Source organism: Luteimonas panaciterrae (assembly GCF_020511115.1).
Lineage (GTDB): Bacteria > Pseudomonadota > Gammaproteobacteria > Xanthomonadales > Xanthomonadaceae > Luteimonas > Luteimonas panaciterrae.
The window spans coordinates 62,033-86,267 of record NZ_JAJAVH010000002.1; the positions used below are offsets into that span (position 1 = coordinate 62,033).

General features: G+C 65.8%; 18 protein-coding genes. 14 read left to right on the forward strand and 4 right to left on the reverse strand.

What is annotated here, in order from left to right:
* Positions 1 to 65: 65 nt before the first annotated feature.
* A complete protein-coding gene (locus LG367_RS04450) occupies positions 66 to 2,459 on the reverse strand; it encodes a TonB-dependent receptor plug domain-containing protein (protein WP_425490908.1) in 2,394 nt (797 codons plus the stop codon).
* Positions 2,460 to 2,600: 141 nt separating this feature from the next.
* On the opposite strand from LG367_RS04450, the gene LG367_RS04455 reads away from it, so the two are divergent.
* Complete coding sequence (locus LG367_RS04455) at positions 2,601 to 4,469, forward strand: ABC-F family ATP-binding cassette domain-containing protein (RefSeq protein WP_226468028.1); 1,869 nt, start codon at positions 2,601 to 2,603, stop codon at positions 4,467 to 4,469.
* An 89-nt stretch (positions 4,470 to 4,558) separates the two neighbouring features.
* Here LG367_RS04455 and LG367_RS04460 read toward each other — a convergent pair whose 3' ends face one another.
* Entirely contained in the window at positions 4,559 to 6,880 is a 2,322-nt protein-coding gene (locus LG367_RS04460; RefSeq protein ID WP_226468029.1) for a glycogen debranching protein, read from the reverse strand.
* 267 nt (positions 6,881 to 7,147) lie between these two features.
* Between LG367_RS04460 and LG367_RS04465 the strand changes: the two genes are divergently transcribed.
* From LG367_RS04465 to LG367_RS04475, 3 genes are all read left to right on the forward strand, one after another.
* Positions 7,148 to 7,483, forward strand: a complete 336-nt coding sequence (locus LG367_RS04465; protein WP_226468030.1) for an FmdB family zinc ribbon protein — start codon at positions 7,148 to 7,150, stop codon at positions 7,481 to 7,483.
* A 153-nt stretch (positions 7,484 to 7,636) separates the two neighbouring features.
* Positions 7,637 to 9,409 carry an aspartate--tRNA ligase gene (gene aspS, locus LG367_RS04470; RefSeq protein WP_226468031.1) on the forward strand — a complete coding sequence of 591 codons (1,773 nt, stop codon included), beginning with the start codon at positions 7,637 to 7,639 and terminating at the stop codon, positions 9,407 to 9,409.
* A gap of 103 nt (positions 9,410 to 9,512) precedes the next feature.
* Entirely contained in the window at positions 9,513 to 9,752 is a 240-nt protein-coding gene (locus tag LG367_RS04475; protein ID WP_226468032.1) for a DUF6289 family protein, read from the forward strand.
* 55 nt (positions 9,753 to 9,807) lie between these two features.
* On the opposite strand, the gene LG367_RS04480 is transcribed toward LG367_RS04475, so the two are convergent.
* The gene (locus LG367_RS04480) at positions 9,808 to 10,740 is read right to left on the reverse strand and encodes an AraC family transcriptional regulator (RefSeq protein ID WP_226468033.1); all 933 of its coding nucleotides are present in this window, start codon (positions 10,738 to 10,740) and stop codon (positions 9,808 to 9,810) included.
* A 257-nt stretch (positions 10,741 to 10,997) separates the two neighbouring features.
* Here LG367_RS04480 and LG367_RS04485 point away from each other — a divergent pair, with 257 nt between their 5' ends.
* The 8 genes from LG367_RS04485 to LG367_RS04520 all read left to right on the forward strand — a co-directional run bounded on the left by LG367_RS04485 (position 10,998) and on the right by LG367_RS04520 (position 20,793).
* Positions 10,998 to 14,228, forward strand: coding sequence for an efflux RND transporter permease subunit (locus LG367_RS04485; RefSeq protein ID WP_226468034.1), 3,231 nt, complete (start codon positions 10,998 to 11,000; stop codon positions 14,226 to 14,228).
* Positions 14,225 to 15,370, forward strand: a complete 1,146-nt coding sequence (locus LG367_RS04490; RefSeq protein WP_226468035.1) for an efflux RND transporter periplasmic adaptor subunit — start codon at positions 14,225 to 14,227, stop codon at positions 15,368 to 15,370. The genes LG367_RS04485 and LG367_RS04490 overlap by 4 nt, the downstream gene beginning before the upstream one ends.
* 152 nt (positions 15,371 to 15,522) lie before the next feature.
* Positions 15,523 to 16,095 carry a GNAT family N-acetyltransferase gene (locus LG367_RS04495; RefSeq protein WP_226468036.1) on the forward strand — a complete coding sequence of 191 codons (573 nt, stop codon included), beginning with the start codon at positions 15,523 to 15,525 and terminating at the stop codon, positions 16,093 to 16,095.
* Positions 16,092 to 16,763, forward strand: a complete 672-nt coding sequence (locus LG367_RS04500; protein ID WP_425490909.1) for an esterase/lipase family protein — start codon at positions 16,092 to 16,094, stop codon at positions 16,761 to 16,763. Before LG367_RS04495 ends, LG367_RS04500 begins: the two co-directional genes overlap by 4 nt.
* 104 nt (positions 16,764 to 16,867) lie before the next feature.
* Complete coding sequence (locus LG367_RS04505) at positions 16,868 to 17,599, forward strand: YebC/PmpR family DNA-binding transcriptional regulator (RefSeq protein WP_226468037.1); 732 nt, start codon at positions 16,868 to 16,870, stop codon at positions 17,597 to 17,599.
* A gap of 117 nt (positions 17,600 to 17,716) precedes the next feature.
* Positions 17,717 to 18,253: a crossover junction endodeoxyribonuclease RuvC gene (gene ruvC / locus LG367_RS04510; RefSeq protein ID WP_226468038.1), complete on the forward strand. Its 537-nt coding sequence runs from the start codon at positions 17,717 to 17,719 to the stop codon at positions 18,251 to 18,253.
* Positions 18,254 to 18,257: 4 nt separating this feature from the next.
* The gene (ruvA, locus tag LG367_RS04515) at positions 18,258 to 18,845 is read left to right on the forward strand and encodes a Holliday junction branch migration protein RuvA (RefSeq protein ID WP_226468039.1); all 588 of its coding nucleotides are present in this window, start codon (positions 18,258 to 18,260) and stop codon (positions 18,843 to 18,845) included.
* A 25-nt stretch (positions 18,846 to 18,870) separates the two neighbouring features.
* Positions 18,871 to 20,793, forward strand: coding sequence for a potassium transporter Kup (locus tag LG367_RS04520; RefSeq protein ID WP_226468040.1), 1,923 nt, complete (start codon positions 18,871 to 18,873; stop codon positions 20,791 to 20,793).
* A 174-nt stretch (positions 20,794 to 20,967) separates the two neighbouring features.
* Here LG367_RS04520 and LG367_RS04525 read toward each other — a convergent pair whose 3' ends face one another.
* Positions 20,968 to 21,588, reverse strand: a complete 621-nt coding sequence (locus tag LG367_RS04525) for a hypothetical protein (protein ID WP_226468041.1) — start codon at positions 21,586 to 21,588, stop codon at positions 20,968 to 20,970.
* Positions 21,589 to 21,669: 81 nt separating this feature from the next.
* Here LG367_RS04525 and pdxR point away from each other — a divergent pair, with 81 nt between their 5' ends.
* Both pdxR and LG367_RS04535 read left to right on the forward strand, forming a co-directional pair.
* Complete coding sequence (gene pdxR, locus LG367_RS04530) at positions 21,670 to 23,094, forward strand: MocR-like pyridoxine biosynthesis transcription factor PdxR (protein ID WP_226468042.1); 1,425 nt, start codon at positions 21,670 to 21,672, stop codon at positions 23,092 to 23,094.
* Positions 23,095 to 23,235: 141 nt separating this feature from the next.
* The gene (locus LG367_RS04535) at positions 23,236 to 24,228 is read left to right on the forward strand and encodes an LLM class flavin-dependent oxidoreductase (RefSeq protein ID WP_226468069.1); all 993 of its coding nucleotides are present in this window, start codon (positions 23,236 to 23,238) and stop codon (positions 24,226 to 24,228) included.
* Positions 24,229 to 24,235 lie beyond the last annotated feature (7 nt).

Sequence of the window (24,235 nt, forward strand, 5' to 3'; positions counted from 1 at the left end):
CGACGCTTCGATGCGCATCCGCCATTCCGTCGCCGCGGAATGGCGGATCGAGATCAGCGATCAGCTCACCATTTGTAGCCGACCTTGCCGTAGACGAACGCGCCATTGAAACCGAACGGGGAATAGCTACTGTAGGGCAGCTGGCCGCTCTCGCTGTTGGCGTAGATGGCTTCGTCCGGATATTCGTCGAGGATGTTGTCGGCGCCGAGGGTGAAGGTCCAGCCGCTGATGGCGTAGGTGGCGGCGAGATCGAGGGTCCACTTGGCACCGAAGGTCTGGTCGCGCACGCCGCTGGGGTCGTCGTTGAAGGTGTGGAATTCGCCGTAGCGCGTGGCGGTGGCGTCGAAGCGCCACGGGCCGGTATTCCAGGTGCCGCCGACGAAGAACTTGTCACGCGGCGCGCCCTCGGTGATGCGGCCCCGTTCGACGCGACCGATGCGCTGCAGGTTGAGACCACCGGCGGTCAGCTCCGGTGGATTCGCCGCGATGCGTTCGAGCGTGGTCTTGTTGCGGTTGTAGCCCGAGGTGAGGTTGAGCGTGCCGTTGCCCAAGTCCCAGCGATAGCTGCCGACGATGTCGATGCCCCGCGTGCGCGTGTCGACCGCGTTGGTGAAATAGCGCCCGCCGGTGATGCCGGGATAGCCGCGCGCGGTGAGGAAGGCTTCCACCGCCGGACCGCGCAGATTCTCGGACAGGATGATGCGATCGTCGATGTCGATCTGATAGGCATCGACGGTGATGTAGAGCGCATCGATCGGCTGCAGCACCAGACCCAGGCCGAGGTTGGTCGATTCCTCCGCCTTGAGCGGTTCGGCGCCGAGCGCGACCGCGGCCGGATCGTCGACGGCGAAGGTGCGGATCTCGTAGGGCGTGGGATCGCCGAGCACGATTACCGTCTGCGTGGATTGATAGAACTGCTGCTGTAGCGAAGGCGCGCGGAAACCGGTCGAGATCGTGCCGCGCAATGCCACCTTGTCGTTGAAGGCGTAGCGCGCGGACAGTTTTCCGGACGTGGTTTCGCCGAAATCACTGTATTTCTCGTAGCGGCCGGCGAGACCGAGCGAGAGCTTCTCGGTGACGTTCGCCTCGAGATCGGCATAGAACGAATAGCTGTTGCGATCGCGATTGCTGGCATCGGAGGGCGTGAAGCCCGGGAACACCTGCGCGCCCGGCGCTCCGGGTTCGGGGCCGGTGATGTAGGAAGCGGGTTCGCCAGCCGCTTGCACGAAGCGTTCGCCGCGCCATTCCGCGCCGAAGGCGAGAGTGAGCGGATAGGCCAGCCAGCCGACGTCGAAGCTCTTGTTGAAGTCGGCGTTGAGTAGGTTCTGTGTCGTTTCCAGCGAGCCGATGTAGAAGCTGCGTGGCGAGGCTTCGCCGAGCGTGCGATTGAGGCTGTGACGCACATCGAAGTCGAGCTGGTTCTGTCCGCGGTTGTAGCTCAGGTCGATGTTCCAGCCGCCGGCCGTCTTGCCGCGCAGGCCGAGCACGAAGGCACGGTCATAGCTGTGGTTGTCGATCTGCGGCAGGAAGCCGTCGGGGTAGATCGAGGGGATATTGTTGGGGTTGCCGGGCGCGCGGTAGTAGCCGTTGGAGATGGCGCGACGGCGGCTGAAGGTACCGAAGGAATAGAACTCGATGCCTTCGCGCGGGCTCCAGTCGGCGTTGTACGAGAACGCCGCATCGTCTACTTCCGGATCGCCGTAACGGTGCACGACGCGGCCGGGCGGATTGCTGGTGGGCGTGACCGTGCCGAGATAGGGCCGCGCGCGGTTGGTGTTGTCCTGATGGCCGGCCTGCGCCGCCAGATGGATCGCGCCGTTCTCGCCGAGCTTGAAGCCGGCATCGCCGGAGAGCTGATACTGCTCGCCGTCGCCCGCGCTGTACTGGCCGTAGCGTCCGGCGATGCTGCCGCCTTCGCCGCTGCCCTTGAGCACGATGTTGATCACGCCGGCGATGGCGTCGGAGCCGTACTGCGCCGAGGCGCCGTCGCGCAGCACTTCGACGCGCTCGATGGCCGCGATCGGGATCGCGTTGAGATCGACGGGCGAGGAGCCACGGCCGATGCTGTCGTTGAGATTCAGCAGTGACGTGGTGTGGCGGCGCTTGCCGTTCACCAGCACCAGCACCTGGTCGGGCGCCAGTCCGCGCAGTTGCGCCGGACGGATGGCATCGGTGGCGTCGGTGATCGCCGGGCGCGGGAAATTCAGCGAGGGTAGGGCGCGCGCGAGCGCGGTGGCGAGCTCCGTGGTGCCGGTGGCATCGAGGGCTTCGGGCGTGATGATGTCGATCGGTGCCGTGGATTCGGCGACGGTGCGATCGCTGACGTGCGTGCCGGTGACGATCACCGCATCGAGATTGGTGGCATTCGAGGGTTTCTCGGACGTGGCTTCCTGGGCGGCCGCGGGCAGGGCGGCGAGGGCGGCCAGGATCGCACTGAGTAAGGGCGTGGTACGGGGCATCAACAGCTCCGGCAAAGACGAGGGGGAGGACGGCATAGGCCGTTGATCTGATTATTCGTCGCCGTCGCGGGGCGCGGTCCAACTTCTGTTCATGACCTGATGCCCATCGGTCATGCGGCCGGTTCGTGCGATCATAGATGCATGATTTCGTTCCGTGATTTCGCCCTGCGGCGCGGCGAGCGCCTGCTGCTGTCCAATGTCGATCTGGCCCTGCACTCCGGCTGGCGTTGCGGCGTGGTCGGGCGCAATGGCACCGGAAAATCCTCGCTGTTCGCGGCGATCCGTGGTGAGGTGGAAGCCGATCGCGGCGATCTGGATGTGCCCAATCGCGTGCGCATTGCCAGCATCGCGCAGGAAATGCCGTCGCTGCCCGATCCGGCGATCGACTTCGTGCTGTCCGGCGACGCCGCCGTGCATGCCGCCCTGCAGGACGAGGCCAACGCCTTCGCCAACGAGGATTGGGAAGCGGTGGCCGAAGCGCACCACCGGCTCGAGGAACTCAATGGCTACGACGCCAGCGCGCGTGCCGGCAAGTTGCTGCATGGCCTCGGCTTTTCGGCGGAGACGCACCAGCAGCCGGTGAGCGCCTTCTCCGGAGGCTGGCGCGTGCGCCTGAACCTGGCGCGTGCGCTGATGACGCCGAGCGATCTGTTGCTGCTCGACGAGCCGACCAACCACCTCGATCTCGACGCGGTGCTGTGGCTGGAACAGTGGCTGCTGAAATATCCGGGCACGCTGCTGCTGATCAGCCATGACCGCGAGTTCCTCGACAACGTCTGCACCCATACCCTGCATCTGAACGAGGGCAAGGCGAAGCTGTACGCCGGCAACTATACGGCCTTCGAACGTCAGCGCGCCGAGCACCTGCGTCAGCAGCAGATCGCGTTCGAGAAGGAACAGACCGAGCGCGCGCATCTGCAGAAGTTCATCGACCGCTTCAAGGCCAAGGCCAGCAAGGCGCGTCAGGCGCAGTCGCGCATGAAACGTCTGGCCAAGCTGGCCGGCACCGAGGCGGTGCGCGCCGAGCGCGAGTTCCGCATCGATTTCCCGCAGCCGCAGAAGCTGCCGCATGCACTGTTGCGGCTCAACGATGCCGTCTGTGGTTATGGCGCCGACGTGCGCATTCTCGACAATGTCGGCTTCGGGCTGGAGGCGGGCGATCGTATCGGCCTGCTCGGGCCCAACGGTGCCGGCAAGTCGACGCTTGTGAAATCACTGGTCGGTGAACTGCCGCTGATCGACGGCGAGCGCTACGCGCATCCGGACTTGCGCATCGGCTACTTCGCCCAGCACACGGTGGAAGCGCTGGTCGCCGGTACGTCACCGATCGACCACTTGCGCGAACTGTCGCCGAACACATCGATGCAGGCCTTCCGCGACTTCCTCGGCAAGTGGTATTTCCCGGGCGATCGTGCCTTCGAAAGCATCGACGGTTTCTCCGGCGGCGAACGCGCGCGATTGGCACTGGCATTGATCGCATGGCGACAGCCGAACGTGCTGCTGCTCGACGAGCCGACCAACCACCTCGATCTCGACATGCGCGAGGCCCTGGCCGAAGCGCTCAGCGATTTCGACGGCGCCATCGTGCTGGTGTCGCACGATCGTCATCTCATTGGCCTGGTCAGCGACAGTTTCTGGCGCGTGGCCGACGGCGTGGTCAAGCCTTTCGACGGCGATCTCGACGAATACGCGGCCTGGTTGCGTACTCGCGCGAGCGGCAGCGAAGGCAAGCCGCCGACATCAGCGCCCGCGCCGGCAGCGCCGGCGCCCGCCGCGCCGACGAAGGCGGCGAAGTCCGTCAAGGTCAATCCGCACAAGCTGGCGAAGGCGGAAGCGCGCGTGGCGGAACTGGAAGCGCGTCTGGCCGAGATCGAAACCGAGCTTGCCGATCCCGCGGCGTATGCCGATGGCGGCAAGCGCGCGGCCGATCTCGGGCGCGAGCAGCAGACGCTGCGCGCCGAGCTGGAAACGGTCGAGCAGGAATTGCTGGCGCTTTACGAATCGACTTGAAGATGGGCGCCCTTACATGGGCGCCGTCTGCTGTGGATTTGTATGTCGTCATTCCCGCGGAAGCGGGAACGACGAGCGAAAAGGCACCGTTATTTGGCGATCAGTAGGAGCACCGAGCGTGCTTCCAGCCCATAGACGGTGTTCTCACCGCCGATCAACGTTTCCGAGCCTGGCGTCACCACGGTGTTCGCACCTTCATTCCACGTCGCCGTGTCGGCGACGCGGTACCACTGCTTGCCCGTTCCCGGCCAGGGCAGGGTGAAGTTCACGCTGCCCGACCAGCCGTTGTAGGCGATGTAGATCGCGCTGGCGCCGTCGCCGAGTTCGCTGCCGTCGATGCGCCAGGCGATGGCGTGGTTGTTGGCATCGTTGAAGTACGCCGAATCCGCTTGCGCGCCGTTCGGTTTGAACCAGCGCAACTGCTCCATCACGTTGCCGTTGTTGTCGACGCCGGAATAGAAGTTGGCCGGGCGCAGGGCGGGATGCGCCTTGCGGAAGGCGATCAGGCGCTTGCTGTAGGTTTCGAAGTCGGCCTCGTAGCTGTCGCGGGTCCAGTACAGCCAGTTGGCCGCCGAATCGAGGTTGTAGGCGTTGTTGTTGCCGAACTGGGTGCGCAGGGCTTCGTCGCCGCCGTTGAACATCGGCACGCCGGCACTGAGCATGAGGAATGCCATGCCCGTGCGCGCAGCCTTGCGCTGCTCGGCGAGATTTCCGCCCTGATCCCAACTGTTGTTGTTGTCCTCGCCGCCGTCGGAGGGGCCGTAGGGCCAGGGCTGGTTGTTCTGCTTGCTGTTGTAGGCATACAGATCGTTGAGGGTGAAGCCGTCGTGGGCGACCATGAAATTGATCGAGTGCCAGGGCTTGCGGCCATCGTCGCCGTAAAGATCGCTGGAGCCGGCGAAGCGCGTGGCGAGCGTCCCTGTGGTCACGGTTTCCAGGCCGAGCTTGTTCTGCTTCTTGCGCAGCGCGTCGCGGTAGATGCCGTTCCATTCTGCCCATCCGGAAGGAAAGCCGCCGACCTGATAGGAATTGCCACCGATCGCCCAGGGCTCGGCGATGTGATCGACGCCGCTGCCGCCGCCCGCGGGACGTGAGGGCAATTCGCTGAGGATGCGATTGATCGCGTTGCCGCTGTCATTTTTATCGAAATTGAAGCAGCCGTGCTGGCAGCTGTTGCCGAGCACTGAGCCTAGGTCGTAGCGGAAGCCGTCCACGCCCAATGCGTCGCGCCACCATGCCAGTGAATCGACGATCAGGTTCTGCGCGATGGTGTTGCGCGAATTGTAGTTGCCGCCGACGCCGGTGTTGTCCCAGGGGTGCTGATAGTCGGATGTGAGCGAGTAGTAGGTCGGATTGTCGAGGCCGCGGAACGAATAGAGGTTGTAGACGGTGAGCCCATCGGTGCCGCCCCAGGCGCCGCCTTCGCCGGTGTGGTTGTAGACCACGTCGATGTAGACCTTGATGCCGGCGTCGTGGAAGGCCTTCACCATCGCCTTCCATTCGCGCGTCGGGCCGCCCGGCGTCTTGTCGGAGGCGTAGCGGCGATCCGGGGCGAAGTAGTTCAGGGTCATGTAGCCCCAGTAGTTGTCGTCCGTAGTGGAGTTCGGATCGATGTCGTTCTGGTCGTTGCCGGTTTCCTGCACCGGTAGGAATTCAACGGCGGTGACGCCGAGGCCGGCGAGGTAGGACGCCTTCTGCGCCGCGCCGGCGTAGGTGCCGCGGATCGATGCGGGAAGCGAGGTGTCGTTCATCGTCAGTCCGCGCACATGAACTTCGTAGATGACGTCGTCCTTCAGCGCGCGCGTGGGCTTGGTGCCGATGGACGTGGTGTCCGTGGCCAGCACGATGCTCTTCGGCGCGCAGGCGCCGCTGTCCTTGTTGCGATGGGTGGCACCGGTCGCGTAGAGGCTGCCGTCCTGGCACGTGGCGGTGATCGGATCGTGGCTGATCTCGCGCGTGTAGGGATCGATCAGCAGCTTGTTCGGGTTGAAGCGGTTGCCGTTGGCGTCGACGTCGCTGGCGAAACCGGTGCCGGTGCCCTTGGTCCAGGCGCTGTTGTACGGCCAGTTCGGGCCCCAGGCGCGGTAACCGTAGAAGACGGTGCCGGTGATGCCGTAGGTGCCGGACAGCGTGGCGACGGAGACGGTCTTCGACCAGATGTTGGTCGTGGTGTCCTTGGTCAGCACGTAGCTGACCTTCTCCTGCGCGCCCTGCGCGGTCTTGTAGATCCACACCTCGATGCGCGTCGCGCGCGAGGAGTAGACGCGGAAGGTGATGTTGCTGGCGGTGGCGTCGTATTTCGCGCCGAGATTCTGTGCGTCGATCGCCGCGCGCGCGTTCGTCGGCTGCACGAACAGCAGCAGGGCGAACAGCACGAGCAGGTAGGACGAAAGCAGTCCTGTCGATGACATCCGTACTGGCATCCGAAGCGGCATCGCATCCTCCACGCTGGCGATTGAGCAGTGTTTCCCCGTTCGGCAGTATCCCGCCGTGTGCAAATGCACATGGACGGCTGCATTCGTATTCATAGCCACGCCCGTCCCGCTTTGGAGGCTCGGGCGGGAGACGGCGATGGCCGGTTCGAAGGGCGGGGCGGCCCCTTTCGGCCTGCCCCGTGCTTGGATTTGGTCGCGCCAGTCCCCAGAATTCCTGGGTATTTCCTCGACAACGATTGCCCGATGCCGATCTACGCCTTCCATTGCACCGCCTGCGGCCATGCCTTCGACCGGCTGCAAAAGCTGTCCGACCCCGACCCCGAGACCTGCCCGGCCTGCGGCGCCCAGGCCATCAAGCGCCAGCTGACCGCCCCCGCGTTCCGGCTCGCCGGCAGCGGCTGGTACGAGACCGATTTCAAGAAGGACGGCGACAAGAAGCGCAATCTGGTCGAGGGCGGCGAGGGCGGAAAGGCTGGCGGCGAGAGCAAGCCGGCCGAGAACAAGCCCGCTGGCGACGCCAAGCCAGCGGCGAAGACCGAGACGACATCCACGCCCGCGGCCGCCAAAGCGGCGGACTGAGCGCGTTTCACCAAAGATGGCGTCCTCCAAGGCGCCATCGAAGCCCCGGTGGCCCGTCGATGACGCGCCCCGATGCCGGAACGGCGCGGCCGGCCCGTTAAACTAGTCCTCTTTGACCGCGCCCGACCCGGGCCGGATTGGCTTGGAATCCCTATGCGTACCCATTTCTGCGGCCTGATCGACGAAAGCCTGATCGGCCAAACCGTGACCCTGTGCGGCTGGGCGGATGTCGCCCGCAACCTCGGCGGCCTGTGCTTCATCGATCTGCGCGACCACGAGGGCATCGTCCAGATCGTCGCCGAGCCCTCGGACGCCGCCGGCAATGCCGAGGTGGTCGCCAAGGCCGCGCACGTGGGCTACGAGGACTGCCTGCGCGTGACGGGCACGGTGCGCGCGCGCCAGAGCGTGAACGACAAGATCAAGACCGGCCGCGTCGAGATTGTCGCGACCAAGATCGAAGTGTTGAACAAGGCCGAGCCGCTGCCGTTCCACGCGCACGAGAATCCGGGCGAGGACATCCGCCTGAAGTACCGCTACCTCGACCTGCGCACGCCGCCGATGCAGCGCATGATGCGCACGCGTATCCGCCTCGTGCAGGCGCTGCGCCGCTGGCTCGACACGCGCGGCTTCCAGGACATCGAGACGCCGATCCTCACCAAGGCCACGCCGGAGGGCGCGCGCGACTTCCTGGTGCCGGCACGCATGCATCCGGGCGAGTTCTACGCATTGCCGCAGTCGCCGCAGCTGTTCAAGCAGATCCTGATGATGGCCGGCTTCGACCGCTATTACCAAATCGCGCGCTGCTTCCGCGACGAGGCGCTGCGCGCCGATCGCCAGCTCGAATTCACTCAGCTCGACATGGAATTCGCCTGGGTGGAGGAGCACGACGTGCAGGACACGGTCGAGACGATGATCCGTGACGTGTTCCGCGAAGTGATGCAGGTTGAACTCGCCGATCCGTTCCCGCGCATGACTTATGCCGAGGCGATGCGTCGCTATGGTTCCGACAAGCCGGACCTGCGCATCGCGTTGGAGCTGGTCGACGTCGCCGAGCTGGTGAAGTCGTCCGAGTTCAAGGTGTTCACCGATTGGGCGAACCACGAAGATGGTCGCGTCGTGGCGCTGCGCGTGCCTGGCGGCGCGGCGCTGTCGCGCAAGCAGATCGACGATCTCGCCGCGCATGCGGCCAAGTTTGGCGCCAAGGGCCTGGCGTGGATGAAGGTCGAGGACGCGGGCAAGGGACGCGAAGGCGTCAACTCGCCGATCGCCAAATTCCTCGACGACGCCACGCTCGCCGCGATCCTGCAGGCGACGCAGGCCGGCAGCGGCGATCTGCTGCTGTTCGGCGCGGCCGACTACAAGACCGCCAGCGACTTCATGGGCGCGCTGCGCCTGAAGCTCGGCCGCGATCTCGGCCTGGTCGAGAACGGCTGGAAACCGCTGTGGGTGACCGACTTCCCGATGTTCGAATGGGATGCGGAAGAGAACCGTTACGTGGCGTTGCATCATCCGTTCACCGCGCCCGCGGTCGATGACGAGGCCGATCTGCGCGCCAACGCCAGGACCGCGGTCTCGCGCGGCTACGACATGGTGCTCAACGGCAACGAGATCGGCGGCGGTTCGATCCGCATCCATCGCTCGTCGATGCAGTCGGCGGTGTTCGAGCTGCTCGGCATCGGCGCGGAGGAGGCCGAGGCGAAGTTCGGCTTCCTGCTCGAAGCCTTGCGCTATGGCGCGCCGCCGCACGGCGGCATCGCCTTCGGCATCGATCGCATCGCCGCGCTGATGGCGGGCACCGAGTCGATCCGCGATGTGATCGCGTTCCCGAAGACCACCACCGCGCAGTGCCTGATGACCGGTGCGCCGTCGCCGATTCCGGACGCGCAGCTGGCGGAAGTGCACGTCATGGTGCGGCCCAAGGCCTGAAATCGCGACGCGTCCGGCGTTGCGACGGCATCGGCAAAATGCCGTCGCGGCCGATGCTATGGTCGATCGGCGGAAATGGATCCGCGTCGATCATGGAGGGGGTATGCGCATTCGCAGGAAAACCGCGGTCAGGCTCATGCTGGTCGCAACGCTGATCACGATCTCGGGGCTGGTGTCCGCCCGATGGCCCATCCTCGGAGAAGAGTGGGCCGAGATCACCTTCTACAACAGCAATGGCGACAAGATTGGCGGGATGCGGGTCGAGTGCGACGGCACCATTCTCACCTGGGGCAAAGACACAGGGCAGCGCAACTTCACGCTCCATCCGTGCAACCCTTGGTGAAGTGAATCTGTTGAAGTGAATCCTGCGGGAGCGGCCACGGCCGCTCCCGTTCACGTCATCCGGCCTGTGAGGCTCTCACCTGTCCGATGTCCGAGCGCGGCGGCGCGCCGAACAGGCGCTTGTATTCGCGACTGAACTGCGAGGGGCTTTCGTAGCCGACGCGATGCGCGGCGGTGTTGGCCTCCAATCCTTCCATCAACATCAGCCTGCGCGCTTCGTGCAGGCGCATCTGCTTCTGGAACTGCAGCGGCGACATCGACGTGGCCGCCTTGAACTGGTGGTGCAGGGACGACACGCTCATGTGCACCGAATCCGCCAGCTCGTCGATGCGCAGCGGCTGCGCGTAATGCTCGCGCAGCTGCGCCACCGCCCTGGCGATGCGATTGGAGCGGGTGCCGGAGGTGGCGAGATCGCGCAGACGGTGACCGAGGTCACCTGTCAGCACGCGGTAATAGATTTCGCGTTTCATGGATGCGGAGAGCACCGGCACGTCCTGCGGGTTGTCCAGCAGGCGCATCAGGCGCAGCACGGCGTCGAGCAATTGCGCGTCGGCGCGCGCGGCGTACAGGCCGCGATCGACCTGGGTCGGTGCCGGCGGCGGCTCGACATCGCGCAACAGAGAAGAAATTTCATCCAGCTCGATGTCCAGCCGCAGCGCCAGATACGGCTTCTCGGGCGTGGCATCGATCACGCCGCTGGCGGCCGGCAGCGGCATCGAGACGACCAGGAAGTGCAGGGGGTCGTAGCGATACGTGTCGCCGGAGAGCATGACGATCTTGGTGCCCTGCGCCACGAACGCCAGCCGCGGCTCGTACACCGACGGGATGCAGGGCCCGGGCACGCTGGCGCGGTAGGCGAAAAGCTTGGACACGGGCGTGGTGTGATTGCCGTCCTCGGGCGTCAATCGGGCAATCCGGTCGGCAAGCTCGGCCTGCTGCGCGTGTTGCGCGCGGGCGGCGATGGAGTCGGCGGAAACGCTTGAATGCATGACGGAATACCTTGTTCTGCCGTTGCGGCGATTATGCGCGCCGGTTCCGGGTATCGTGAGCACATCTCGGCACGGATTGCAGGATTAGGCAATTCTCTGACAGCAATGAACTAACGCCGGTGAATACGACGGGCGTAGCTTGATCGGCAACGCTCGGCGCACCATCCGCCTCCTCCCGATTTGTCGATTTCACGGGCGGGGGTCGAAGTTGTTTCCGTGGCGAGATGTCCCGCCTCCCCCACACCGGGATTCTCATCATGTGGATCGTCCAATACGCGTTGGCGCGCCGTTACACCATCGGCGTGCTAGCGATCCTGATCCTGCTGTTCGGCACGCTGGCGGCACGGCGCATGCCGACCGACATCCTGCCGGCGGTCAACATCCCCTCGGTTAATGTGGTCTGGACCTACAACGGTCTGCCGGCCACCGAGATGGCGGCCAAGCTGGCCTCGTTCTCCGAGATCGCCATTCTCAACAATGTCGACGACCTCAAAGAGGTTCGCTCGGAGACCATCGCCGGCATCACCACCATCCGCGTCGATTTCCAGCCCAACGTCAGCATCGATCGCGCGCTGGGTCAGATCACCGCGATTTCGCAGACCATCCTGCGACGCATGCCGACGGGCACCTCGCCGCCGATCATCCTGCGCAACAATCTGTCGAATACGCCGGTGCTGCAGCTGGTGCTGTCGTCGGATTCGCTGAGCCAGTCGCAATTGCAGGATTACGCGCGGCTGCAGCTGCGCTCGCAGATCCAGACGATCCCGGGCATCCTGATGACCGCGCCCTACGGCGGCGCCGCGCGCCAGATCATGGTCGATCTGAATCCGGGCGCGCTGCAGACCTACGGCCTGACCCCGGCCGAGGTGACCACCGCACTCGAACGCGGCAGTCCCACGCTGCCCTCGGGCACGATCCGCGAGGGGGCGCGCGAGATGCAGATCGCGATGGACGTGAGCCCCACCACCATCGCCGAATTCCTCGACCTGCCGGTCGCCAACCGCGATGGCAGCATCGTCTACGTTCGCGACGTGGCCTCGGTGCGCGATGGCAGCGCCTTGCAGACCAATATCGCGCGCATGGACGGCGCTAACGCGGTGGCGGTGTCGCTGATCAAGCTCGGTGGCGCCTCGGCGGTGGAACTGGTGCGCCAGGTGCGGGCCAAGCTGCCGGAAATCATTGCCTCGGCCCCGCCGGGCATGCGCATCGAACCAATCTTCGACCAGTCGGTTTTCGTCAACAACGCCATCACCGCGATCGAGCACGAAGTGGTGCTGGTGGGCTTGCTGGTGGCGTTCGTGGTGTTGCTGTTCATCGGTTCCTGGCGTTCGAGTCTGATCGTGCTGTCGGCGATTCCGCTGGCGCTGCTGTCGTCGGTGATGATGCTCAATCTGCTCGGCTACACCTTCAACGTGATGACCCTGGGGGGGCTGGCGCTGGCGATCGGCATCCTGGTGGACAACGCCGTGGTGGACGTGGAGAACACCAACCGCAACATCGCTCTCGGCAAGGACGTACACACGGCGATCCTGGACAGCGCGAAGGAAGTGGTGTTCCCGGAAATGGTATCGACGATCGCGATCTGCATCGTACTGATGCCGATCCTGCTGATGACCGGATTGTCGGCCTGGGTGTTCACGCCGCTAGCGCTGGCGGTGATTTTCGCGATGCTGTCTTCGTTCCTGCTTTCGCGCACGCTGATTCCGGTGTTGTGCCTGTTGCTGCTGCCAGCCGACATCGAGAGCCGCAAGCGTCCGCGCTGGGCGGCGGAGCGGTGGCTGCTGGCGCTCAATCATCGCGTCGAGCACACCCTGGAGAGCTTGGGCGAACGCCATCACGCTCTGTTGGTACGGCTAGGCCACCACGGCGGCGTGCTGACGCTGGCGGCGTTGCTGGCACTGGGCGCGGGAGCGGGTTCGGCGCTGCTGCTGGGGCGCGAGTACTTCCCGCAGGTGGACGCCGGCCAACTGCGCATGCAACTGCGCCTACCCACCGGCACTCGGCTGGAGCAGACCGCCGCGCGCCTGGGCGAGATCCAGGACGAGATCCGCAAGATCGTCCCCGCCGCCGAGCTACAGACCGTCTACGAACAGATCGGCGTGCCCGAGCCCTACAACCTGTCGCTGGTGAACAGTGCCGTGGTCGGGGCATTCGAGGCGGAGGTGCAGCTGCAGCTGCGCGCGCCGCATGCGCCGACCCATGGCTACCTGACGCAGATCCGCAGCATGCTGGCGTCGAAATTCCCGGACGTGAAACTGTTCGAACTGCCGCCCGATGCCACCAGCCGCACGCTGGCTGGTTCGGCCGTGGCGGCCTTCGAGGTACGACTGATCGGCCGTGACCGCGAAGGCAATCTGGCGGCCGCGCGCGAGATCGAGCGCGAGTTGCGCGAAGTGCCAGGCGCAGTCGACGTGGCGTTGCGGCAGGTGCTGGATCTGCCGGAATATCAAGTGAAGATCGATCGCACCCGCGCCGCCCAGCTCGGTCTCGACGCGCAGCAGGCCAGTCGCGCCGTCCTCGCCGTGCTCGGTTCCGCGGGCACGGTCACGCCGGTTTACTGGACCGATCCGGTCAATGCCATCGCCTACACCGTGCAGGTGCAGGCGCCGCTGGCAAGACTGACCAACATCGAGACCCTGCTCAACACCCCGCTGCGCGTGGCCGGCAGTGGCGAGGTGGTGTTGTTGCGAACCATCGCCAACGTGACTGCACGCAAGGTGCCGGCCAGCATCGGCCGCACCACGCTGGCACCGACGCTCAGCGTGCTGGCCAATGTGCAAGGTGTCGATCTCGGTTCGGTCTACGATCGCCTGAGCGTGATCACCGCCGCGCAGCAGGCCAACCTCAAACCCGGCAACCGCATCGAGATCGTCGGCCAGGCCGGCGAGATGCAGAGCGCCTACGGAGAACTCGCCGCCGGCCTGCTGATGTCCGCGGTGCTGGTGTTCCTGGTGCTGGTGGTGAACTTCCAGTCGTGGATCCAGCCGTTGGTGGCGATGTCGGGTCTGCCGATCGCGATCGCCGGTGCCGCTGTCGCGCTGTTCGTCACCGGCACGCCGCTCAGCGTGCCGGCGCTGATGGGCGTGATGATGGTGATCGGTGTGTCGACCGCCAACTCGGTGCTGGTCACCAGCTTCGCCCGCAATCTGATCGCGGGAGGTCATGATCCCGAGGTGGCCGCCTACGAATCCGCCGCCGTGCGTTTGCGCCCGGTGCTGATGACGGCCAGCGCGATGGTGCTCGGCATCATTCCGATGGCGCTCGGCCTTGGCGAAGGCGGCGAGCAGAACGCGCCGCTCGGTCGCGCGGTGATCGGCGGCCTGTTGTTCGGTACGCCGGCCACGCTGGTCGTGGTGCCGTCGATCCTGGCCGTGCTCGGCCGCCGCCTGAAGCGCCACGCCGCGGCGGCGCGGGCTGCGGTGACACAAACCGATTCCCCTTCTTCTTCCTCCAGCGGCGAAACCGCTGACGCCGGAGTTCCGCTATGAGTTCCGCCACCTTCATCCCATCCGCTCCTGCTCGTGTGCTGCTCGCGGTGGTCTGCGCCGCCGCGCTGGCAACCCTTGCCGGATGCACGCGCAGCGACGCCGAGGAAACCAAGCCCGGCGCGAGCGCATTGCCGCAAGTGCTCGTGGCCAATGCCCGCGCTGCGGATGCGGCCTACGATCTGAGCCTGCCTGCGCGCGCGCTCGCCGGTGAATCGGCGCAGTTGTACGCACGCGCCACCGGTCTCGTGTCCGAACGCCGTGCTGATCTCGGCGACAAGGTTGTCGCGGGACAGGTGCTGGCGGTGATCTCCACGCCCGAAGTCGATTCGTCGGTGCGCGAAGCGCAGGCCGACGTGGTCAGCGCACGCACGAACGAGGAATTGGCGAGGACCAACTTCGACCGCGCCGCGGTGCTGGTGCAGTCCAACGCGATCTCCAAGGAGATGTACACCGACCGCAAGGCCGCCCACGATGCCGCCGCCGCGAGCCGCGCCGCCGCGGAGGCGCGTCTGGTCAGCGCGCGAGAACGCCAGGGCTTCCAGGTGGTGCGCGCGCCGTTCGCCGGCGTGATCGCCGCGCGTAATATCGAACGCGGCGATCGCGTGGTCGGTGATTCGGCCGCCTCGGCAACGCCGATGTTCACCGTCAACGTGCTCGATCCGCTGCGCGTGGTGGTGGACGTGCCGCAGAGCGCCGCCTTGCAGGTGCGTCCCGGATTGCGCGCCGAGGTGAGCTTCCCGGAACTGCCGGGCGAAACCTTCCAGGCCGAAGTGATCCGCAGCGCGCAGAGCATCTCCAGCAGCATCGGTGCGATGCGCGTGGAGCTGCGTCTGCCCAATCCCGACAATCGCATTCCCGCCGGCATGGTCGGCGAGGTGAAACTGTCGGTGCCGCGCACCGCGGCCGCGGTGATCGTGCCGGAATCGGCGGTGATCACCGATGCCGACGGCACGCGGGTCGCGCTTCTGGGGCCTGCGTCGAAACTCGATTACCGCCGCGTCAAAGTCGGACGCAATCTCGGTGGCGAGATCGAGATCCTCGACGGCATCGCCGCCGGCGATCAGATCGTGCTGGCGCCGAACGCCTTGCTGAAGGCGGGCACGCGCGTGACCGCCAAGAAGAATCCGCCGCCGGCGGCGTAAGCCGGCGTGCGATGACGCCTGTCCGATCGCGCGGTTGCCGCGCGATCGCTTCGCGTCACATCTCATTCTTGAGAAGAAAGCGATGGCGTTGCGCGTCACGGAGAGCCGATGCTAGCCTCCGGCTGTAACTGCGTCATGACATGCCTGCGCGAATGACCGAACAGCGACCGAATCTGATGATCCGCCGTGCCGTGCTTGCCGATGCGCAGGCATTGTCGGCGCTGTCGGCACAGACCTTCACCGAAACTTTCGGGCATCTGTATCCGCCGGAGGATCTGGAATTCTTCCTGCGCCAAACGTATTCGGTTGAAGCGCACGCCGAGTTGCTGAACGATCCCGCCTACGCGTTCTGGCTGCTGGAGCGTGACGGCTCCGAAGCCATCGGCTACGCGCTGGCCGGCCCTTGCGGCCTGCCGCATGACGAAGTCGCGCCCGGCGATGGCGAACTCAAGCGCCTGTACGTGCGGCAGTCGTTGCAGAACGGCGGCTGGGGCGGACAGTTGTTCCGCGCCGTGATCGACTGGCTGGAGCGAGATGGCCCGCGCACGCTGTGGATCGGCGTGTGGTCCGAGAACCTCGGCGCGCAACGCTTCTACGAACGCCACGGCTTCCGGCGCGTCGGCGAATACGAGTTTCCGGTCGGACGCGTGCGCGATCTCGAATTCATCCTCCGCCGAGAAGCTGCGGCGCAACCGGCCGACCGGCCGCGGAGCGAGGCGGCATGAGCGGCCCGGCATGGGCAGGCCGGCATGAGCAGGCCGGCACGAGCAAACCGGCATTGAGCCAACATGTCGTGTTGCTGCACGGCATCTGGAACGCGCGCGCCTGGCTGACGCCGCTGGCGGTGCGATTGCGGGAGGCGGGATTCACGCCGCGCATCCTCGGCTACGCCAGCGTGGTCGGCGGCCCGGAAGCGGCGCTGCCGGCGCTGATCGAAACCTTGCGCGCATCGCCCCAGACCACCATCGTCGGACATAGCCTCGGCGGCATGATGGCGCTGGAAGCCCTGCGCCGCGCGCCGGACCTGCCGGTCACGCGCGTGGTCTGCCTGGGCTCGCCATTGCGCGGCAGTACGACCGCGCGGCACCTGGCGGCGCTGCCTTGGGCATTGCCGGTGCTGGGCAGGAGCGCGGAGTTCCTGCAGCGCGGATTCGAGGCCTGGGAGGGCGTGGCCGAGGTCGGCATGGTGGCCGGCAACGTGCCGCACGGCCTCGGGCGCCTGTTTCCGGACTTCGATCTGGCCTCGGACGGCACGGTGGCGCTGGAGGAAACGCGCTTGCCGGGCCTGCGCGACCATTGCATCGTCGCTTCCAGCCACAGTGGCCTGGTGTTCTCGGCGCAGGCGGCGCAGCAGGCGGCCGCCTTCCTGCGCGAGGGGCGTTTCCTGCACTGAAGCGGTTGATACGGCCCGTCCGGCCCATATGGGCCCGTCCGGCACCTCCGGTGGGCATCAGGTAAAATGCGCGGTTCCGTCCATTTGCGCCGCCTGAACAGCCCATGGGTAGAGGTCCTTCCATCGAAGCCCGCAAGAACGCCGAGGATGCCCGGCGCGGGAAAATCTTCACCAAGATCATCCGCGAGATTTCGGTCGCGGCGCGCAGCGGCGGCGGCGATCCGGGCAGCAATCCGCGTCTGCGCACCGCCATCGACAAGGGCCTGTCGGCGAACATGTCCAAGGACGTGATCGAACGCGCGATCAAGAAGGCCACCGGCGCGCTGGAAGGCGTCGAATTCGAGGAAATCCGCTACGAGGGCTACGCCCCCGGCGGCGTCGCGGTGATCGTGGACTGCCTCACCGACAACAAGGTGCGCACCGTGTCCGACGTGCGCCATGCCTTCGGCAAGTTCGGCGGCAATCTCGGCACCGACGGCTCGGTCGCCTTCATGTTCAAGAAGCTCGGCGTGCTGAGCTACGCGCCCGGTGCGAACGAGGACAAGGTCACCGAGGCCGCCATCGAAGCAGGCGCCGACGACGTGGTGGTGTATGCGGACGACGGCTCGATCGACGTGGTGACGGCGCCTGAAAATTTCGCGGAAGTGCGCGATGCGATGACCGCCGCGGGACTGGCGCCCGGCCACGCCGAGGTGACGATGCGCGCCGACAACGATATCGCCGTGGAGGGCGAGACCGCGCAACAGGTGGCCAAGCTGCTGAATTGGCTGGAAGACCTCGACGACGTGCAGAACGTGTATTCGAACGCCGATCTCGGCGATGCGGCATATGCGTAGCAGGGAGACGGGAGAAGGGAGAGGGGAGACGTGCAAGGCACTTGGCCTGCATTCCCTTCGCCGTTTCGCCCTGGTTTCTCGGTTTTCCCGTCTCCCGTCTCCCGTCTCTCATCTCCCGTGACCCGCATCCTCGGCATCGATCCGGGCTCGCAGCGCACCGGCGTCGGCATCATCGACGTCGACGCCACGGGCAAGACGACGCACGTCTTTCACGCGCCCTTGAATCTGTTGAGCGGCGATACGGGGCCGGAAGGCGGCTTCCCGGCACGATTAAAGCGATTGCTCCAAGGATTGTCTGAGATCATTGACAGGCATCGACCCGACGAAGTCGCGATCGAGCAGGTGTTCATGGCCCGCAATCCGGATTCCGCATTGAAGCTGGGACAGGCGCGAGGCGCGGCGTTGTGCGCGGCGGTGATGCGCGATCTGCCGATCCACGAATATGCCGCGAAAGAGATCAAGCTGGCATTGGTGGGAAAGGGCGGCGCCGACAAGGTGCAGGTGCAGCGCATGGTAGGGGTCATGCTCAATCTGAAAGGCAAGCTGCAAGCCGACGCCGCCGACGCCCTGGCCGTGGCCATCACGCATGCGCACGTGCGCGCGACCGCGCGCAAGCTGGGCGTGAACACGCGCGAAGCCTGGAGCAGGAAGTGATCCGATGATCGGACGGCTCAAGGGCATCCTCATCCACAAGCAGCCGCCCTGGCTGGTGGTGGACGTGCATGGCGTCGGCTACGAGCTGGAAGCGCCGATGAGCACGTTCTACGACCTGCCGGAGGCCGGACGCGAAGTGGCGCTGTTCACGCACTACGCGCAGAAAGAGGATTCGGTGTCGCTGTACGGCTTCCTGAGCGAGGCCGAGCGCCAGCTGTTCCGCGACGTGCAGCGCGTGAGCGGCATCGGCGCCAAGATCGCGCTGGCGGTGCTGTCGGGCGCGTCGGTGGACGAGTTCGCCCGCCTGGTGCAGGCCGGCGACGTACAGGCGCTCACGCGCATCCCGGGCATCGGCAAGAAAACGGCGGAGCGCATGGTGGTTGAATTACGCGATCGCGTCGCCAACATGGGTTCCACCACCCCCGCTATTGCCGGCAAGGCGCCGGCCGATCCTCTTTCGGAAGCGACCATCGCCCTGCAGCAGCTCGGCTACAAGCCGGCTGAAGCGCAGCGCATGGCCAAGCAGGCGTACGCCGACGGCGACGCCGCCGAAACCATCATCCGCAAGGCGCTACAGTCCGCGCTGCGCTGAGCAGCGGCACGGCGACCGGAGAGTCATGGGCAATTCTTCCAACAATCATAATTCCGACGCGCACGCATCGAATCACGGTCACAGCAAGATCGGATTGCCGGCACTGGTGATCGGCGCGATCGGCGTGGTGTTCGGCGACATCGGCACCAGCCCGCTGTACACGCTGAAGGAAGCGTTCTCCGAGCACTACGGACTGGTCGCCGACCACGACACCGTGCTCGGTATCCTGTCGCTCGTGTTCTGGGCGCTGATGATCATGGTCACGTTGAAGTACGTGCTGATCATCATGCGCGCCGACAACGAGGGCGAGGGCGGCATCATGGCGCTGATGACGCTGGCACAGCGCACGCTCGCCAAGGGCGGGCGCTCGGCGTACGCGGTCGGCATCCTCGGCATCTTCGGCGCGTCGCTGTTCTTCGGCGACGGTGTGATCACGCCCGCGATCTCGGTGCTGTCGGCGGTGGAAGGCCTGGAAGTGATCGAGCCGAAGCTGCATCCGTTCATCGTGCCGGTGACGGTGGCGATTTTGTTGGTGCTGTTTCTCGTGCAGCGCCATGGCACGGAGCGGGTCGGCCGCATCTTCGGACCGATCACGATCCTGTGGTTCCTGTCGCTGGCGGTGATCGGCGTGATGAACATCTTCCACAACCCGGAAGTGATCAAGGCGATCAATCCGTGGTGGGCGGCGAAATTCTTCATCGATCACAGCTGGCACGGCATCTTCATCCTCGGCGCGATCGTGCTGGCGGTGACGGGCGGCGAAGCGCTGTACGCGGACATGGGCCATTTCGGCCGCTTCCCGATCCAGGTGGCGTGGAATTTCTTCGTGCTGCCGGCGCTGATGCTCAACTATCTGGGGCAGGGCGCGCTCGTGCTGGAATTCCCGGAGGCTGCGAAGAACCCGTTCTATCTCGGCGTGCCGGAGTGGGCGCGCTGGCCGATGATCGCGCTCGCCACCGCGGCGACGGTGATCGCCTCGCAGGCGGTGATCACGGGTGCGTATTCGGTGGCGCGTCAGGCGATGCAGCTGGGTTACATCCCGCGCATGCAGATCCGTCATACCTCGCGCGAGACCATCGGCCAGATCTACATTCCGTGGATCAACTGGGTGCTGATGATCGCGGTGATCGCGCTGGTGCTGGCGTTCCGCACTTCGACCTCGCTGGCCTCGGCCTACGGTGTTTCGGTGGCCGGCACCATGTTGATCGACACCCTGCTGCTTGCCCTGCTGGTGCGCGCGCAGTGGAAGCGCGCCAGGATCTGGGTGCTGCCGGTGTGCGCGGTGGTGGTGGTCATCGACATCGGCTTCCTCATCGCCAACGGCGTGAAGTTCTTCCACGGCGCTTGGTTCCCGGTGGTGTTGGGCATCATCGTGTTCACGATGCTGCGCACCTGGCGCCGCGGCCGCGAGCTGCTGCATGAGGAAGTGCGCAAGGAAGGCATCCAGCTCGACAGCTTCCTGCCCGGCCTGATGCTGGCGCCGCCGGTGCGCGTGCCGGGTACGGCGATCTTCATGACCGCCGATCAGGGCGTGGTGCCGCATGCGCTGCTGCACAATCTCAAGCACAACAAGGTGCTGCACGAGCGCAACGTCTTCCTGACCGTGGAGACGCTGGGCGTTCCGCATGCGCCTAGCGAAAAGCGTTTGAAGATCGAAGCGATCGGCAACGATTTCTATCGCGTGCTGATTCGCTTCGGCTTCATGGAAACGCCGGACGTGCCGCTGGCGCTGATGCGCTCCTGCGATCAGGGCGGCGTGTATTTCGATCCGATGGACACCACGTACTTCGCCAGCCGCGAGACCATCGTGGCCAGCCGCCACCGCGGCATGCCGGTCTGGCGCGACAAGCTGTTCGCCTTCATGCATCGCAATGCGGCGCCGGCGACGGGGTTCTTCCGCATCCCCGGCAACCGCCTGGTCGAGTTGGGCGCGCAGGTCGAGATCTGATTGCGCACAAAGTGCTCGTCATCCCGGTCTCATCGCGCCCTCTCAACGCGATGAAACCGGGATCCAGCCTTGTCCACGGAGCGTTTCAAAAGAGCTGGGTTCCGGCTTGATCAGCCATCGGCTGTCGCCAAGTCGCCGGAATGACGAGCAAAAACAAAAATTCCGGACTGGCGTTTAGGGATTGCCCATCACGCGGGTATCGGTCGCGATCCAGTTGACCTCCCACGTCTTGCCGCCGTCGCCGGAGTAGGACTGCACGAAGCGATATTTGTCCGGCGTGATCGGCGTGATCACGAAGCGGACCAGCACCGCGCGGCCGTCGTTGAAGTCCTGGCCGTAGAACACGCCGACGCCGTCCTTGAATTCGCCGTACATCGGCGGCGTCAATGTGCCGACGCGGCTGTTGGAGAAATTGAGACTCCACTGCCGCGTCTTCGGATCGTACAGACGCCAGCTGGCGCCTTCGATGTGCAGGCCCGCGCCGTCGGCGACCAGTTCCACCAGGTTCGAGCGGCCGTTCCACACCTTGCGGATCACGGATGTCCCCGTGAGTTCGGTCCAATTGGGCGGGTCGCCGCTGAGGGGATTCAGCAGCAGCTTCAGATGCGTCTTCCAGGTGCCGATTTCCCAGTCGAAGTCGTGCTGACCGTCGGGCAGGCTGGCCGTGGGCGAGGGGGCTGACGCGGTTTGCGCGAGCGCGGGTTGCAGGACGGCGCAGCCGCAGGTCAGCAGGCAGGCCAGCACGGAATTGCGAACACGCGGAAGCTTCGGGCGACGTCTCGGACGTGCGGACATGAGGGCTCTCCCGATGGGTGGTCGCGGGGACTCTAGGTCCGGAGTGGTAATGTGCCTATCGCCACTTCGGGGACGAATGCCATGACCACTTTGCATCTGCCCCTCGACCGGTCCAGCGGCGTTGCGATCCATCGCCAGATCTATGACGGCCTGCGCCGCGCCATCCTCGATGGCGTGCTGCGGCCGGGCCAGCGCATCCCTTCGACGCGCACGCTGGCGGCGGAGCTGGCCGTCTCGCGTCTGCCGGTGCTGACGGCCTACGAGCAGCTGTTGCACGAGTGCTATCTCGAAGGGCGGGCGGGGTCGGGGACGTTCGTCAGCGCGGCGCTTCCGGACGATCTCCTGCAGTCCAAAACGACGGCACGGCCCGAGCGGATAGGCCATCCCCCGCCACCGGTCCTGGACGAGGGCGGACTTGGCCCGTTCCGCATGAGCCTGCCGGCATTGGATCAGTTCCCGCATGCGGCGTGGTCACGGCTGGTGGCGCGGCATGCGCAGGCGCTGCCGCTCGCGCAGATGGCCTATGGCGATCCCGCGGGAGTGGCGGCGCTGCGCATGGCGATCGCCGAGCACCTGCGCGCCGCGCGCGGCGTGCGCTGCGAGGCGGAACAGGTGCTGATCGTGTCCGGCTCGCAGGCGGCATTGCGTCTGGCCGCGGCGGTGTTGCTGGCGCATGGCGATCGCGTGGCGATGGAGGAACCGGGCTATCCGGGCGCGCGCGACGCGTTGGGCACGGGCGGGGCCGAGATCCTGCCGGTGCCCGTGGACGAAGAGGGGATCGACGTGGCCGCGTTGCAGCGGCACGGTGAGCAGGTGCGCGCGGTGTACGTCACGCCCTCGCATCAGTATCCGCTCGGCATGTCGATGACGGCGGCGCGGCGGCTGGCGTTGCTGGACTGGGCTTTCCGGCACGACGCCTGGGTGCTGGAGGACGATTACGACAGCGAATACCGCTACGTCAGCCGTCCGCTCGGTGCGTTGCAGGGCATGGATGCACACGAACGCGTGGTGTACATCGGTACCTTCAGCAAGGTGATGTTTCCCGCATTGCGCATCGGATATCTGGTGGTGCCGCCGGCCTTGTGGCAGCGCTTCGTGGAAGCGCGCCTGGCGCTGGATCTGTTTTCCCCGACGTTATATCAACTGGCGTTGGCGGAATTTTTGCGCGAAGGTCATTTCGCGCGACACCTGCGCCGCATGCGCGGCGTGTATCTGAAACGACGAGACGCACTGCTGGCTGGATTGGAGCGGCATTGTGGCGACACGCTCACCGTGCATAACGCCGATGCCGGATTGCACGTCGCCGTGTTGCTGGCAGCCGGGATCGATGATATCGCCACCGTGCAGCGCATGCGCACGATCGGACTGGTGGCGACGGCGTTGTCGACTTGCTATGCGGGCGACGATCGCCGCAGCGGCTTGCTGCTCGGCTTTGGTGGCTCGGACGAAACGCGATTGCTCGCGGCGACGAAGCGTCTGGGCGAGATGCTGCGTAATCCAGCATAGGCGCCCATCTGCAAGCGCATCTGACCGAATCTGAGTGCCTCGGTCCGGGCATCGAGTCCGGATCGCAGTATCCCGCCGGTGTGGCTGGAAACCGCCGCGGATCGTCGCAAGATGCATAGCATCCCCAGCCCGGGCTTTTTGATGCTCCCGTACTCGCTTCTCGATCTCGCCCCGGTCACCGAAGGCAGCGATCCCAGCCAGGCCTTCGCCAATTCGCTCGATCTGGCCCGCCATGCCGAGGCGCTCGGTTACCGCCGCTACTGGCTCGCCGAACACCACAACATGCCGGGCATCGCCAGCGCGGCGACCGCGGTGCTGATCGGGCATATCGCCGGCGGTACGCACACGATCCGCGTCGGCGCCGGCGGCATCATGCTGCCCAACCACGCGCCGCTGCAGGTGGCCGAGCAGTTCGGCACGCTCGCGTCGCTGTATCCCGATCGCATCGACCTCGGTCTCGGTCGCGCGCCTGGCACCGATCAGGCCACGGCACGCGCGTTGCGTCGCTATTTCGATAGCGCCGACGCTTTCCCGCACGATGTGGCCGAGCTGCTGCGCTATTTCGAACCGGCGCAGCCGGGACAGGCCGTGCGCGCGGTGCCTGGCGCCGGTATCGACGTGCCGGTGTGGCTGCTCGGCTCCAGCTTGTTCAGTGCTCAGCTGGCGGCGATGCTGGGATTGCGTTTCGCCTTCGCCTCGCATTTCGCTCCCGCGGCGATGGAAGAGGCGCTGGCGTTGTACCGGCGCGACTTCAAGCCGTCGAAATACCTGCAAGCGCCCTACGCCATGCTGGCCTTGAACGTGGTGGCCGCCGACAGCAGTGCCGAGGCGCGACGCCTGTTCACCACCCAGCAGCAGAGCTTCGTGCGCCTGCGCCGTGGACAGCCGGGTCTGATCCCGCCGCCGATCGACGACATCGAGGCCTACTGGACGCCGCCGGAGAAGGCGATGACCGAGGCGGCGCTGGCCTGCGCCGTGGTCGGCGATGCGGCCGAGGTGCGGGAAGGCATCGCGGCGTTCGCGAGCCGCCATCGGCCGGATGAGCTGATGCTGACGGCCAACGTCTTCGATCACACCGCGCGCAAGTATTCCTTCGCCTTGGCGGCGCAAGCGTTCCAGGACTTGGCGCCCTGACCGAAAG